The organism is Treponema primitia ZAS-2, from assembly GCF_000214375.1.
GTDB classification, from domain to species: domain Bacteria; phylum Spirochaetota; class Spirochaetia; order Treponematales; family Breznakiellaceae; genus Termitinema; species Termitinema primitia.
This window is the reverse complement of sequence record NC_015578.1, coordinates 1,761,601-1,777,475: the sequence shown is the minus strand read 5'-3', so window position 1 is coordinate 1,777,475 and position 15,875 is coordinate 1,761,601. Positions and strand designations below refer to the sequence as shown.

Genomic DNA, 15,875 nt, shown 5'->3' with positions numbered 1-15,875 from the left:
TCTGTTAGGGTGATATGTATATATAGTTGTCGGGAGTATTATCTACTACTAAGCTAGTATTAGCGAGAGTTTTTTTGCTATAAACGCCGCCGCCAAGGCCAAGCACACCGCCGGTTCCGGTCGCGGTATTTCCGGTGATGGAACCATAAAGGAAGGTAACAGTACCAGAAGGATTTGCCACATACATTCCTCCCCCATTTATTGCGGTGTTTTCGAAAATGGAGGTGTTGTCGCTTAAGCTGTATCCAATCTTAAAATTCCCCGCATCCACATACACCCCACCGCCATTGGTGGAGGCGATATTTCCGGTGATGGCACTGTTGCCTTCCATGGTAAACGACCCCGCATCCACATACACCCCGCCGCCATTGGTGGAGGCAGTATTCCCGGTGATGGCACTGTTGCCTCCCATAGTAAACGACCCCGCATCCACATACACCCCGCCGCCATTGGTGGAGGCGGTATTCCCGGTGATAGAACCTTGATTGAAGTTAACAGTACCAGGGTTCGCCACATAAATTCCTCCTCCATCACTGGCGGTATTTTCGGAAATGGAGGGGCTGTCGCTACTGTAGGTTCCCATGTCAAAATTCCCATCAGCCACATACACACCGCCGCCATCTTGACCAGCCATATTCTTTTCGATTAAAGAAGTATTCAGCATATTAAACGACCCCGCATCCACATACACCCCGCCGCCATTGATGGAGGCAGTATTCCAGGTGATGGCGGTGGCGCCTTCCATGACAAACGACCCGGCATTCACCACATACACACCGCCGCCATCTTGACCAGCCTCATTCTTTTTCATGAAGGAAGTATGCATCATGGCAAACGACCCGGCATTCGCTACATAAACCCCGCCGCCATATTGACCAGCCTCATTCTCTTTGATGGAGGAAGTATCCTGCATATTAAAAGTACCGGCATTCACATACACCCCGCCGCCATCTTGACCAGCCTCATTTTCTTTGATGAAAGAAGTACTATACATAGTAAATATCCCGGCGTTAGCTACATACACCCCGCCGCCATCTTGACCAGCCTCATTCTCTTTGATGGAGGAAGTATCCTGCATATTAAAAGTACCGCCATTCACATACACCCCGCCGCCAAGGCCAGGCACACCGCCGGTTCCGGTCGCGGTATTCCCAGTGATGGCGGTGGCGCCTTTCACGGTAAATGACACGGCATCTACATACACCCCGCCGCCATTGGTGGAAGCAGTATTCCCAGTGATAAAACCGCTGGTATTAGAAATTAGGTTCATGGTTAACCTATAATTTTTTATATACATCCCTCCACCCATTACAGCAGTATTCCCCTTGCCGGGATCGTCACCTCCTATAATTCCAGCGAAATAAAGCGTGTTAGCATTAGAGAGCTCTACAAACATTCCACCACCGTTTTGAGCACTATTGCCGGTGATGGAACCCTGTATTTTGAATTCTTTATTAGAAGATGAGTACAACAACATTCCGCCGCCATCTTGACCAGCACTGTTAGAAGCAATAGAAGTACCGGGATCCATGGTAAACGCTCCATTTTCCATATACACCCCACCGCCATCTTGCATAGCTTCATTTTCTTTGATGGAAGAATTATTCTGCATATAAAATCTACCGTTTTTCACATACACCCCGCCGCCATTACCGTTGTTTACTGCACTAAAGTTGGCTTTATTTTCAGCTATAGAACCGCCTTGCATATCAAATCCGCCGGCTGCCACATATACCCCGCCGCCGTCACCAGCCTCATTCGAGGCAATGGAAGCGCTGCCTTTCATTTCAAACTTACCGTTGCCGTCCTTATACACCCCGCCGCCATAACCGTCGTTTGCTGACAGGGTCCGGGCTTTATTCCCGGTGATGGAGCCGCCTTGCATATCAAAATCGCCGGCACTCACATACACACCGCCGCCGGATCCGCCAGAAAGGCTAAAGGCAGTATTATTGCGGATTGAACCACCCGACATGGTAAACGTACCACCATGCACGGCCACCCCGCCACCGGTACCATCAGTACTGGCAACGCCGGACGACGCATTTCCGGATATCGAACCGCCTGACATTTCAAAGATACCGCCGGACATGAGCACCCCGCCGCCGCTTACAGCGGTATTTCCTTCGATGAGTTCGCCGCCTATGTTTCCGCCTTTCAGGGTAAATGTACCATCAAGCATTCCCACCCCGCTGTTTTCGTTTCCGGTGATGGACCCCCCCGACATGGTAAAGGTGCCGCTCTCTACATACACCCCGTGGTCATGGTTCTCACGGATAGAACTGCTTGTCATGGTAAAGGCGCCGCCATCTACGGTAATCAAGGCGCTGGTCACAGCACTATAAGTCCCTTTTTCACCATTAATGGTAAGGGTCGCATCGCCACCCAATTCCAGGTATCCGCCGGTTTCCACCGTAAAAAGACTGTCAGTCGTAGCCCGGCTTAAGGTCTTCCCTTCGCCGGCTCCACTGGCGGGACGGGAAACAAGTTTTACAAAGGTTCCGGTTGAAATGGTTATTGGGCTGCTTAGAGATATATCCTCAAGCAGGGTTACAATAACCGGGTTAGACGCAGATTTAGTTGCGGATATGTTTTTTGCTGCTTCTATGGCATCCTCAAGGGTGAAATAAAGTATGTCGTCCACCTGCGCCTGAAAAGGGATGATGGCTGCCGGGGGAATGGGTTCGGTTAAGGCGCCTTCGTTAGTTACCGTGGTGTTAAATGGGCCTTCGATTGTTTCGTAAACTCCGGGAGTATTACCGCTCAGGTGGAATTCCACCTTAAAATAGGCGCTGGAAGTATCAACCGGAACTTTCAACGCCCATCTGCCCTCAGTAACCGTAACCGGGTCGGAAATCGGGTTTCCGGCGACCCGGGGGTCGCTGTCAAAAGCAGTTATCCTGACATCTGACAGGGTTAGACCGGAAGTATTGGCAGGGTCTTGAATTTCCCCCATCAGGTACTTCTGACTCACAAAATCATCCTCAGTAAAGCTAAAGACCGCATCTGTGGTCAGCCCCGGGAAAATACGCGCCAGCTCAGCCCGCCCCGCAAGCTTTTCATCTTTTTGCAGCCTGATAACCACATCATAGTATTCAACAGGAATATCGACCGATCCCTTCGACACTTTTTCTGTGGCCGTATTCGTAAGATTAGCGGCTAATAGGTCCTGGTGGACTGCAATAGCGCCGTCCGGTTTTTTTAATTCCAGCGTCGCAACATCGTTAATGAAAGTACCCATGGTAATAGGAAAACTGATATCCCATGAAAAAGTACCATTGCCCACCGTTACAGGGATGAGCCATATTTTTTGCACACTGATACTGCCCCAGCTAACTACAATTTCTACCGCTTCTGCACTCTCCGCAGTGAGCGTATAATCCGGAGCGGTCCCGGTATAAGCGCTAACAGTTAAATTCCAGGTTCCCAGCTCCAGGTCCACCCCGTACCCACCGGCGCTAATGGTTTTGGAATCATCACCGGTAAGATCCATTGTTACTGTTTTTTCTCCGGAACTAAAAACGAGGGTAAATTTGGTAAAATCAGTAGTTGGGGGCAGCAAACTTCTCCCCCCTCCATCCCCAAGGGACACCAGTACCCGCCCCAAAACCGGGGGCTTGGCATCTTGAACCGGGTTAAGACAGGCTGCCAATATGACGGGAAGTATAAATGCGGAAAGGGAAACCTTCAGGGCCGGGCCCGAAAAATTTCGTATCCCAAACCTGTTCGGTTTTCTATTATCATTCCGCTCATTCATATTTTTCATACATCCATCCTTTTCACACTCAGTCTACAATAAAATTAACCGTCTCCGAGTACACTGCCCCTGCTGAAGTCCTGATCTTGACCATGATCTGATGCTGCCCCAGAGCAAATGAATTACCTTGACGATCATAGCTGGCCGTGGCGACCCAGCCGGTACTATCGATCCCATCCACGTGCCACTGGTATTCGAGACCTCCCGCTGCGGTCAGCCTTAAAACGCTCGGGGGAAGCCAGAGAAGCGTATACGTATCCGTTGGATCATCATAGGTCAGACCCATACCACTAACCGTAAGGCCAACGTTTGTATCCATAGGATCGGTAAAGGTAATACTTATTTCCTGACGGTCCAGTATTACTACGCGTACCTCATATTCCTGGGTTGAACCATTCGCTGCAGTTACCGTATAAAGCACCGCATCGGTAAAGTCCTGCTCCGTCCCGGATTCAGGACGTATGGACGCTCCGGTATGGGTGATTGAAGTAACCATATTCATTACATCCGTTCCGTAAGGCACATTGATGGCAACGGTATGGGCGGCCTCATCCACGATCCCCACTGCGCTAACCGGGCTAGTGATGTTAAAAATTTTTATGCTCCTGGAAGTCTCCCGCATCAGTACTTCAACCGGATTATCTCCCCGCACAACCGTAAAACGTTCTTTCCCCTCTCCAACAACTATGTTCCCGTTAAAAGCGCTGACTTCAACAAGCCATTCTCCCATATCTAAGGCCAGGGTTCGTGAAGACACTCCCGGAGCAGGGGTCCATTCAAAATGCTGCTCCGGCCCGGTAAAAATAAACGTGTACTGAAACTGATCGGTAATATCGTGGGTCAGGGCAGCTCTTCCATTGCGGCCGGTATGGATTGTTACATTCCCCTGCTCCACAGGGGGGCCCATTAAGAAATCACAGGAAGCCAAAAATAACAAAACGGCCAATCCCATTATGGCCTTCTTCAATTCATTCAACCCATTTCGTACCGACATACACGGTTCCCTCCGCTGACAAATCTGTACCCTTCCATGGATTTATTTCCTTCCCCCGCGCAGCTGCGCTCATCCCTGCGGGTAAATCCGGTTTCATTTCTTCCCGTATCATTTCTGCAACCAGGATGGGTTCCCCGGACATTGAATTTATGGTAACCCTATGGCCTGCGCTTACATATACCGATGTACTATCCCCGCCGGTAAAGCGTACCTGCCCCTGGGCGACTATCAGGATCGTCCCATCAAACTCAAAGGATGTCCCCCGCACTGAAGCTGTTGTGATGGGGCTGCGGACCATAAAATCCGTCCTGCCCCCTGCCGGAGGGGACACATCCGCCCGTATCCTGCCTGTTTCCATATCCAATCGTACCTGTTCATTCCCGGCGTTTTCCCGAATTTCCCGTAAGGTCAGCCTGGTTAAAGGCCGCACGGTCAAAACTGAATTTCCCAATGCTATCAGGGCTACACCCTTAAAGCCCGTGGAAATCATGGTCCCATTTTCTATCATTTGGCCTTCAACGGCGCTAACCCAGTCTGAGCCCGGAGCCTTGGTTTCCACCTTCCCGCTAATCTCCTGAATAAACGCTGCTTGCGACGTAGTTTCCCGCGCCTTGGATACCGCCCCATTCTGAGCCCAAAGCCCCATGGACGGAACCGCTAAAACCCAGATAAACAACAGGCTTGCCGGATACTTTTTCATAACAATCTCCAATCTTTCTACTCGCCTTTACAAAGAAACCATAAGCCCTAATGAGGCTTTCCATCTAATTCCGGTATCAGAAGCAAAGGCCCCTCCCAATCCCGGAAAAAAAGCACCGCCCCCGGCTGTCAGCCTGAGCGTCGATTGGGGTGCCCATATTAACGAACAGTAAAGCTCCCCGCCTAAAAACCGGGAATCTAAAGCAGGATCCAAATTTGCATCCTGCAGGGTTTCTAAATCGGTTCTGATAAAATAACCCGCTCCCGCCTCGGCACTAAAATTAGTATGGGGCCGTATGCTATAAGCAGCCTTGAGCTGCATCAAACCCGTTAAGCGGGGAGTAAAAATTTCCCCCACCGCAATATTACTCACCGGGAAAAAGGGGGCAAAAAAACTATCCATCCTCCCGCTTGACCAACGCATCTGAAAAGAAAGTAAATCCTTCACCGCCTGAGGCGGTTCATAGTCCGCCCCTACCATGGCGGCAAAACCCATTTGCGGTTTTCCATACTCCACTAGCCCCGCACTGGCGGCAAAGGTGATGTGCAGCGGTTCCCGGGGCTCTATAAGGTATTGAATTTCCAGATATTGGCTGTGAAGGGGCGCCTCGTCGTCCTCAATATCACTACGGTTCATATCAAATTGGGCAATAACGCTAAGCGCCAGGGAAGACCGGGGACTCAAATCGGAAAATTCCACCATAACCGGGACCAGAATCCGTTTGGAAGCAAAATAACTTGTCATATCACGGTAATCCGTTCCGGCGGCATAGCTTTCCAAATCATGGGCGGTCATAGCGATATTCGCCGTTTTTTTGTACAGTAATCCTGTATACAAAGCCCCCAGGGAAAAACGAAGCCTCTCAAAACCCCAGGACCCATGGAGCCCGTCGAATAACCCGGCCATGATAAGTCCCGCCGGGTCCCCATACTGCTGCCGGCCCAGCTGAAAAGACACTGTGGGAACCGGCCGCCAATTCAATTCCAAACGCTCCAGTTCAATCAAAAGGGGAAACCCTTCCCGGCTGAAGGGTAGCGACTGTTCGGTATATTCCGCATACGCCCCAGCGGATACATACAGGTTAAAGGCGGGGCTAAAAAGCGCGGAAACCCAGGGATTGACGCTTCCGGTAAGGGTGAAGTTCTCCGAGCCTGATCCATATTCCGGTTCCGTTTTCACCACCACCCCAAAGTCCGCCCCAAACCCCCCGGATGCGCAAAAAATCAGGATCAGTTCCCAAAAAACAGCTGTTTTACGCCGTCCCATGATCCTCACTTCGCCCCCCGATTCAAGGCCAAAGCTGCTTTTTCATCACTTTCAAGATAATTCAATACCCGTTCCACAATCTGCATGAGTTGTAAACCGCTTACCCTCATAGCCGGATCACTCGGTTCCGGCAGCAGCCGCATATACCGCAATTCCCGGTAGCTATAGCGGGGGCCCGGAAAAAGGGTGTACAAAAAACTCCCCTTCAGGTTAAAGGATTTCATAATGAGAAAGCACAGTTCCCCCAATTTGATAGGGGTCCGGGAACCCGCGATTGAAAGAAAATCGGAATCCGGAAGCAATCCCGCCGCCATCTGTACAAAACCTGCGGCCTGGGCGCTGCTTATTTCCGGGCTTTCCAGAATTCGGTCAATTTCCGCAGCAGTCTGGGCATAGATTTTCCCCCCGCTTATGAAAAGCACGAAAAGAGTGGCGAGCAAAAAACAAATACGCGGCTCTGGGGCAGTTTGTTTCAAAATTACACCAGTTCAAGTATATCACCCTTTTTTAAAAAATCCATGAATTCAAAAATATTAAAATACTATACATATATATAGTATTATTTTCGTCCCACCGCAATAAGAACTTCCGCCCGGTGATCGTAGGGCGCCTCATCCCAGCTGCCGTAGAGTTCCACAGAAGAAAACCCCGCGTCAAAGAGGAGCCGCCTGATTTCTGAACCCGCGTAAAGCCGCTGGGTAAAAACTTTCTCGATCCGCTCCCCGCCTTTGATGAGTATCCACCGGTTTTTCAGGCCCGCCCAGGAATCCGCCGGGGCGTACTCGGTCAGGACCGTGTACCCTGCCCTCTCAAACCACTCGGCTTCTACAAAATCCCTGACGGCGATCTCCTTGCCCAGGGTTTCAATAATAAAACTGCCCCCGGGCTTGAGGGCTTCACAGGCATTACGGGCAAAGAGCAGATCATCTGCGGGATTTTCAAAATAGCCAAAGGATATGTACAGGTTCAGTGCAAGATCAAAAAAGCCGGAGCGCTTGAAATCCCGCACATCGCCTTTGACAAATTCCACATCCAGTTTTTCATAAGAGGCATCCTCGCGGCCGGTATTCAGGTAGGTTTCGGTGATGTCCACCCCGGTAACGGAAAAGCCCCGCCGGGCCAGCTCCAGGGCAATGCGCCCGAAGCCGCAGCAAAGATCCAGCACCCTGGGGCCTTGCTCAGTGTTACTGCTTCCGGTAGTATCCCTGTGATAGAGATCAAGCCGCGCCATCCGGGTAAGCCCATCGGCTACCAGGGGCACTTCGTCCCAGCGCTTGCGGTCAAACATGATCGGGCCGTAGTGCTCCCAGAAATGCCCGTCCTCAAACCATTCAGGCACTTATTTGACCTCTGCCTTTTTCACTTCCTTGGAAGAAAGCCGTATCCCCCCGGCCTTGAGGCCCCGGACCGCATAATTTTGGGCCTTAAAAACTTCAGTCAATATCTTGAGCCGGGGCCTGGGTACATAATGCAGGGTAAAGACAAATTTTTCCCTGGTGTCGATATGCAGCACCTGGGCGCCTTCGGGGACCAGGGAATAGTCTTTGTTCATAATCCACCCCTCAATGACGCAGCGTTTGATGCAGGGGTGGCCGTCAGTATCCTTGTAAATAACGGTAAACACAATGGCGGAAAGAATTTCCTTTTCAGCAACCCCAATCCACCATGCGCCGGGACCCACGAAGGCTTTTTCAGGCAGGTCCGTTACAGACCAGGAACCGTTATTTTTAAGGGTAAGGATCCGGTCAAAGGGGGAGACCTCTGCGGCGACTTCTCCGGTTACAGCGGTTCCCAGGTAACCCGATCCCTTGTCGTACTTGAGCTCCAGATCCTTTTTAACAATTTCCTTCACATCAACCTTGTCAAATTTGCCCACCCTGGTTTTCCGCGCCCCCTTGCCCAGCTCCTCGTTAGCCTTGACCTTGGCAATAATACTGTCCAGAAAGCCTAAGGCATAGGCGGTAATGTTTTTAAGGTGATTGTTAATTTCCTTGATACGCGCCTGGATCTCCGACATTTCCGCCCGGGCTTTGTTAATATCATAAAGTGATATGCGGCGTATGGGGATACGCAGCAGGTGTTCCACATCTTCCGGGCTCACCCCCCGGGATCCGATTTCCTTGAGGAAGGGCTTGAACCCGTCGATCACCGCCTTGGTAACCCCCTCGGCGGTTTTCATTTTTTCTATGCCCTTGTAAATCCGCTCTTCAATAAAGATGCGCTCCAGGGTACGCAGGTGGAGCTTATCCTGGAGTTCCTTTTTTTCCAACTCCAGTTCCCGGGTGAGCACTTTTACTAACTGTTTGGCATGGTGCTTTATCACCTCGGTGACGGTCATCACCACAGGATAATTGTCCTTGATCACCAGGAGGTTTATCGATATGGACTGCTCGCATTCGGTAAAAGCAAAAAGTGCGTTTACGGTTTCTTCGGAGTAAACTCCACGGGCGAGCTTGACCTCGATCTCCACTGCGCTGGTAGTAAAATCATTGATGGACTGTATCTTGATCCGCCCGGCTTTAGCAGCGGTTTCAACGCTGTTGATCAGGCTTTCAGTGGTGGAGCCAAAGGGCAGTTCCCGGATGACAATGCGTTTGGGGTCCGAGGTGTCCAGCTTGGCCCGGACCAGGACCTTGCCATTCCCATCCCGGTATTCCGATACATCCACCATGCCCCCGGAAGGAAAGTCCGGAAAAAGCTCGAACTTCTTCCCCGAAAGGCAGGCCTTTTCCGCTTCCAGCACCTCAATGATATTGTGGGGCAGGATTTTGGTGGACATACCCACCGCAATCCCCTCGGCGCCCATGACCAGGACCACAGGGATCTTTGCGGGGAAGAGGATGGGCTCCTTTTTCCGGCCGTCGTAGGAGTCCGCCATGGGGGTCAGTTTGGGGTTGTAAAAGATATCCTTTGCCAGGGGTGTATTCCGGCACTCGATGTACCGGGGCGCTGAAGCATCATCCCCGGTGAGGATATTCCCGAAGTTCCCTTGACGGTCGATAAAGAAGTCCTTATTGGCCAAAACCACCAGGGCGGACCCGATGGAAGCGTCCCCGTGGGGGTGATACTGCATACAGTGACCCACCACATTGGCTACCTTGTGGTACTTCCCGTCGTCCATCTCGAAAAGCGAGTGGAGTATGCGCCGCTGGACCGGCTTAAGGCCGTCCTCCAAATCAGGAATGGCCCGGTCTTTGATAACATAGGAGGCGTATTCCAGAAAATTCCGGTCGAATAGATTTTTAACGTATGCCATAATTTTATTGGGTTATTATAGCATAAAAGGAAGGGGCGGGGTAATACCCCGGGGACAGATTGTCTTAGAAGATTTACCGAGGCTCATAGCCGTAAATTTTTGTTGCAAATCCGCTGTAATGATACAATACTTATTCAGGAGGTCTAATAATGACAGGCATCGGACTTATTATCGTTTTTATCATCGCAATTATCGTGATGATCCTCGCTATCTCCAAACTGAAGATTCACCCTTTTCTTGCGATTATGGCGATCTCTCTTCTTTTTGGATTGATTGGGGGAATCCCCCTGGTGAATGTCACCCGGGAAGACAAGAGTGTCGTACAGGGGATTGCCAATGTTATCGGAGCGGGGTTCTCGGGAACCTTTACCAGCATCGGTATCGTGATCATCCTGGGCGCTCTGGTAGGCACCGTGCTGGAGGCAACCGGGGCGGCTTTTAAACTGGCTGATATGGTCATCAAGGTGGTTGGCCCCAAACATCCGGTTCTGGCTATGCAGCTCATGGGTTGGGTGGTTTCCATCCCCGTATTCTGCGATTCCGGCTTTGTTATCCTGGACCCCATCCGCAAGGCCCTGGTTAAACGTACTAAGGTAAGCAGTGTGGCCATGAGCGTGGCCCTGTCCACGGGCCTCTATGCATCCCATGTCTTTATCCCTCCGACTCCCGGCCCCATTGCGGCAGCCAATACCCTGGGGGTGGGAAATAACCTGCTCCTCGTTATGGGACTCGGCGTCCTGGTATCTATCCCCGCATTGATAGGTTCCACAGTGTTTGCCCAATACATTGGGAAAAAGGTAAAATCCAAGGAAGACATTGATATTGGCGGAGTGACCAAGACCTACGAAGAAATTGTCGCCGGTTACGGCAAGCTCCCCAACGGCGCTATCTCCCTGGCGCCGATTATTGTCCCCATCATCCTCATGGCACTGGGTTCAATTGCCTCCATGGCAAAATGGGCAGGTTCTGCCTTCCAAATCAGCACCTTCCTGGGAACCCCCATTATCGCCCTGGCGGTAGGGGTTCTCTTTGCAGTCTGGCAGCTTATTACCGCAAATAAGCTGGATAAATTCTACGATATCACCAACGAGACCCTCAAAGTTGTGGGCCCCATACTCTTCATCACCGCTGCGGGCGGCGTCCTGGGCAGGGTTATCGCATCTACGGATATTGTCAGGTTTATTACCACTAATTCTCAAGCCCTGGCCGCCGTGGGCATCTTCTTCCCCTTCCTCCTGTCGGCGATTCTCAAGACCGCCCAGGGTTCTTCAACCGTAGCCCTAACCACCACCGCCGGTATTGTGGCGCCCCTCCTGGGGGTTCTGAATCTGGATTCCCCGGCCCGGGCAGCCCTGACGGTAATTGCCATAGGCGCCGGCGCCATGACGGTATCCCACGCCAACGATTCCTACTTCTGGGTGGTTACTAACTTCGGCGGTATGACCCCTGAGCAGGGCTATAAAACCCAAACCACTGCGACCCTCATTGAAGGCCTCTGCGGTATGGCGGGGGTATTTATCCTCTCCCTGATCCTTCACTAGAACGAAAACTCCCCGGGATCACCGGGGAGTCACTTCAGCAGCCGTATTTAAAAGTGGTTACTCTTCTCTCTCTTTGTTTTTACTTAAACAACGCAAACCGGATAATCAGCCCGGCAAACACAATGGAAACCATGGAAAGCAGCTTGATCAAAATGTTGATCGACGGCCCGGAGGTGTCCTTAAAGGGGTCCCCCACGGTATCGCCTACCACTGCGGCCTTGTGGGCATCCGAGCCCTTGCCGCCGTAGTTGCCCTCTTCGATGTACTTTTTGGCGTTATCCCAGGCGCCCCCGGAATTGGCCATCATCACCGCCAGCACAAAGCCTGTGGTGGTGGCCCCGGCGAGCATTCCCACCACGCCGTTCACCCCCAGGATGAGCCCCACCGCAATGGGGGAGATAATTCCCGTTAAGGCCGGGGCAATCATCTCTTTCTGGGCGCCCTTGGTACAGATATCCACGCAGGTAGCATAATCTGCATCCGCGGTCCCTTCCATGAGGCCCTTAATCTCCCTGAACTGGCGGCGGACTTCCACCACGATGTTCTGGGCTGCCCGGCCCACGGCTCGCATGGTCATGGCAGAGAAGAGGAATGGCAGCATGGCCCCCACAAAGAGGCCGATCAGTACCGGAGGATTGGTGATGTTAAGGTTGAAGATAAAGTCAGGCGCCTTGATCGCCACCTCATCCGTATAGGCTACTATAAGGGCAAGGGCGGTGAGGGCCGCTGAACCTATGGCAAAGCCCTTGCCCGTGGCAGCGGTGGTATTTCCCAGGGAATCCAGGGCGTCGGTCCTTTCCCGGACTTCTGCGGGCAGGTGGGCCATTTCGGCGATACCTCCGGCGTTGTCAGCCACAGGGCCGTAGGCGTCGGTGGCCAGGGTTATACCCAGGGTGGAAAGCATTCCCACTGCGGAAATGCCCACCCCGTACAGGCCCTGGGCAAAGCTCTGGGCGCCGTTGGAACAAAAGAAGCTTACCAGTACTGAAACCCCCACGATGATCGCCGGGAGAACCGTGGACATCATGCCCAGGGAAATACCCCCGATGATGATGGTGGCCGACCCGGTAAGGCTGCTACCTGCAAGTTCCTTGGTGGGCTTATAGGTCTGGGAGGTGAAGTATTCGGTAAAGAAGCCGATGAGCACCCCGGCGATAAGTCCGGAAAGGATGGCAAAATACACCCCGATCCGTTCCGGATGCTTGGCGCAGTCCAGGAAATAATAAATGATTGGGTAGGCCGCCAGGATGATGATCGCCGAAGAAACATAGGTCCCCTTTCGGAGGGCTGCCAGCAGGACCTTCTGATCCGTGTTTTCCTTGCAGCGCACAAAGAAGGTCCCGATCAGGGAAGCCACGATCCCCACGGATGCGATGATCATGGGAACCGCAGCACCGCCATAGTCATACCCCGCGGCAACCGCCAGGGCGATGGTGGCCACAATGGAACCTACATAGGATTCGTAAAGATCCGCGCCCATGCCGGCCACGTCACCCACGTTGTCACCCACATTATCCGCGATAACCGCCGGGTTCCGGGGATCATCCTCGGGGATGCCCGCCTCGACCTTGCCGACCAGGTCGGCGCCCACATCGGCGGCCTTGGTAAAGATACCGCCCCCGACCCGGGCGAAGAGGGCCATGCTGGAAGCGCCCATGCCGAAGGTCAGCATGGCCGCAGAAATGGCCCGTACCTGTTCCGCGGGGTCAGCCGCCAAATTTGCATAAAACACATACTTCAAAAGGAAAAACCATATCGACAGGTCCAGGAGCCCCAGGCCCACCACGGTAAAGCCCATGACGGTACCGGAAGAGAACGCCACCCTGAGGCCCCGGTCCAGACTTTCCGAAGAAGCCTGGGTGGTCCGGGAATTGGCGGCAGTGGCTATCTTCATACCCACAAAGCCGGAAAGGCCGGAAAAGAAACCCCCGGTAACAAAGGCAAAGGGCACAAAGGGGGTAAGGAACCCCGCAAAGGCCATGATCCCCAGAACCACAAACATAACCACGAAAAACAGCAATACCCCGGTGTACTGCCGCTTCAGGTAGGCATTGGCCCCCTGGCGGATTGAGCGGGATATCTTCTGCATAAGCTCGCTGCCCTCAGAAAAACCCAGGACCTTGCGGCCCTGGATAAATGCAAAAATCAACGCAATGACGGAACCAATTGGCACTAATATAAAAAACCGTTCGTCCATAATTCCTCCTATGGACAGTATAAACGGTGAATTTGAAAAAAGCTACAAAAATATTTATATAGTAAAAACCTCATTTAGCCCGCATCGTCGATCAGATTTTTCATGATATAGTCCCGGCGCTCCGGGGTGTTTTTGCCCATGTAAAAAGTCAGTACCTGGGGCACCGCCTTGAGAACGCTAATCGATACAGGAACCAGCCGTATATCCTCACCGATAAACTGGCCGAACTCCTTGGGGCTTATCTCTCCCAGGCCCTTGAAGCGGGTCACTTCGCTCTGGTTGCCCAAGTTTGTCACCGCCTGATCCCGCTCCTTTTCATTGTAGCAATAGAGAGTATCTTTTTTCGTACGCACCCGGAACAGGGGGGTTTCCAGGATAAAGACCCGGCCTGAGGTAACCAGCTCCTCAAAGTAGGAGAGGAAAAAAGTGAGCAGCAGGTTCCGTATATGGAAACCGTCAAAGTCCGCATCCGTGGCGATGACGATCCGGGCGTAGCGGAGGCCCTGGGTATCGTTTTCAATGCCCAGGGCCATCATCATATTGTAGAGTTCCTCGTTTTTGTAGATCGCCGCCCGTTTTTTACCGTACATGTTTTCGATCTTGCCACGCAGGGAAAACAGGGCCTGGGTCATCACATCCCGGCTGGAAACCATGGACCCCGAAGCGGAATCTCCTTCGGTAATAAATATGGTGGACTTGTCCCCGAAAATTCCATCCTCCAGATGGTACTTGCAGTCCTTGAGTTTGGGTATCTTAAGGGCGATCTTTTTGGCGGCCTCCCGGGCTTCCTTTTTAACTGCATTAAGCTCGGTCCTGAGTTTTTCGTTGGAAATGATCTTTATTTCCAGTTTTTTTGCCGCCTCCTGGTTTTTATGGAGCCAGTCCTCCACAGCATCCTTAACTTCCTGCACTATCCAGGTCCTGATATCCGAGTTTCCCAGCTTGTTCTTGGTCTGGCTTTCAAAAACTGGGTTTTTAAGTTTTACCGCCACCGCCGCGGTGATCCCCTCCCGGATATCCTCACTGCGGTAGTCTTTTTTGAAAAAGGTCTGGACCCCCTTGAGAAACCCTTCTTTGTAGGCTGAAAGATGGGTCCCCCCATCGGAGGTGAACTGGCCGTTTACAAAGGAAAAGTATTCCTCCCCGTAGTGCTTGTCCCCGGAAGTATGGGTAAAGGCGAATTCAAGGTGCTCACCCTTATAGTACCCGGTGGGGTAGATCCCGTCCTCCCCTATTTCTTCTGAAAGCAGATCGAAGAGCCCATGCTGGGACACATAGGATTTGCCGTTGAAGTGGAGGTTTAACCCGGTGTTGAGGTAGGCGTAGTTCTGGATGCGCTTTTCAATAAATTCCAGGTTGAACTGGTACTCCCCGAAAATATCCGCATCGGGAGTAAATTCAACATAGGTGCCGTCCTTCATCTTTTCTTTGAGCTTTCCCTTTTTCTGGGAAACAAGCCCACCCCGTGTAAAGACCGCTTCGGCGTATTCCCCATTCCTGAAGGCGAGCACCCGGAAATGAGAGGACAGGGCGTTCACCGCCTTGGTCCCCACCCCGTTGAGGCCCACGGAAAACTGAAACACATCGTCGTTGTACTTGGCTCCGGTGTTGATCACCGACACGCACTCCACGAGCTTCCCTAGGGGTATGCCCCGGCCAAAGTCCCGGACCTTGGCGGTCCCGTCCTTTACCGCTATTTCGATATGCTTCCCGTTCCCCATGATGAATTCATCAATGCCGTTATCTATTATCTCCTTGAGGAGCACATAGATGCCGTCATCGGGGTTTGATCCGTCCCCCAGGCGGCCTATGTACATACCGGTCCTGAGCCTGATGTGTTCCAGAGAGGAAAGGGTCTTTATCTTGGATTCATCGTAGACAGCCGATCCCGATGATTTAGATGCGGCCGGTTTAGCCGGGGCGATCGCTGTCTTGGCGGAACTTGCCGCCTTAGCCGCCTTAGCGGGTCCGGCGACCTTAGCCGCCCTGGAAACCTTTGCCCCGGCAGTTTTTTTTGTCCCGGCTTTAACTGTTTTGACCGTCTTTGCCTTTGCGGAAGCGGCGGCCTTGGCCTTTATTTCCGTCGCCTTGGCTGCCAGGCCCTTGCCCTTAGCATTGCCCGTGGTTTGTTCTTTTTTTACTGCCATTCAATATTATCCTATTT

Annotated in this window: 10 protein-coding genes; 1 reads left to right on the top strand and 9 read right to left on the bottom strand. The window is 52.2% G+C overall.

Going from position 1 to position 15,875, the window contains the following annotated elements:
* Positions 1-4 precede the first annotated feature (4 nt).
* The 7 genes from TREPR_RS07890 to TREPR_RS07860 form a co-directional block, all read right to left on the bottom strand.
* Positions 5-3,766: a nuclease gene (locus TREPR_RS07890; protein WP_015707771.1), complete on the bottom strand. Its 3,762-nt coding sequence runs from the start codon at positions 3,764-3,766 to the stop codon at positions 5-7.
* Between the two features lie 19 nt (positions 3,767-3,785).
* Positions 3,786-4,751 (bottom strand): DUF5018 domain-containing protein, encoded by a 966-nt coding sequence (locus TREPR_RS07885; protein ID WP_015707770.1) that lies wholly within the window; start codon positions 4,749-4,751, stop codon positions 3,786-3,788.
* Positions 4,726-5,451 carry a FecR family protein gene (locus TREPR_RS07880; protein WP_015707769.1) on the bottom strand — a complete coding sequence of 242 codons (726 nt, stop codon included), beginning with the start codon at positions 5,449-5,451 and terminating at the stop codon, positions 4,726-4,728. Before TREPR_RS07880 ends, TREPR_RS07885 begins: the two co-directional genes overlap by 26 nt.
* Before the next feature lie 27 nt (positions 5,452-5,478).
* Positions 5,479-6,717 (bottom strand): alginate export family protein, encoded by a 1,239-nt coding sequence (locus TREPR_RS07875; protein WP_148257262.1) that lies wholly within the window; start codon positions 6,715-6,717, stop codon positions 5,479-5,481.
* Between the two features lie 5 nt (positions 6,718-6,722).
* Positions 6,723-7,157, bottom strand: coding sequence for a hypothetical protein (locus TREPR_RS07870; protein ID WP_245534806.1), 435 nt, complete (start codon positions 7,155-7,157; stop codon positions 6,723-6,725).
* 119 nt (positions 7,158-7,276) lie between these two features.
* The gene (locus TREPR_RS07865; RefSeq protein WP_015707766.1) at positions 7,277-8,056 is read right to left on the bottom strand and encodes a class I SAM-dependent methyltransferase; all 780 of its coding nucleotides are present in this window, start codon (positions 8,054-8,056) and stop codon (positions 7,277-7,279) included.
* On the bottom strand, positions 8,057-9,973 hold the full coding sequence (locus TREPR_RS07860) for a DNA topoisomerase IV subunit A (protein ID WP_015707765.1): 1,917 nt from the start codon (positions 9,971-9,973) through the stop codon (positions 8,057-8,059). It lies immediately after the preceding gene.
* Positions 9,974-10,122: 149 nt separating this feature from the next.
* On the opposite strand from TREPR_RS07860, the gene TREPR_RS07855 reads away from it, so the two are divergent.
* Positions 10,123-11,514, top strand: a complete 1,392-nt coding sequence (locus tag TREPR_RS07855; RefSeq protein ID WP_015707764.1) for a GntP family permease — start codon at positions 10,123-10,125, stop codon at positions 11,512-11,514.
* A gap of 79 nt (positions 11,515-11,593) precedes the next feature.
* Here TREPR_RS07855 and TREPR_RS07850 read toward each other — a convergent pair whose 3' ends face one another.
* Together TREPR_RS07850 and TREPR_RS07845 are read right to left on the bottom strand one after the other, a co-directional pair.
* Complete coding sequence (locus TREPR_RS07850; RefSeq protein ID WP_015707763.1) at positions 11,594-13,711, bottom strand: sodium-translocating pyrophosphatase; 2,118 nt, start codon at positions 13,709-13,711, stop codon at positions 11,594-11,596.
* 74 nt (positions 13,712-13,785) lie between these two features.
* Positions 13,786-15,858, bottom strand: a complete 2,073-nt coding sequence (locus tag TREPR_RS07845) for a DNA topoisomerase IV subunit B (protein ID WP_015707762.1) — start codon at positions 15,856-15,858, stop codon at positions 13,786-13,788.
* Positions 15,859-15,875 lie beyond the last annotated feature (17 nt).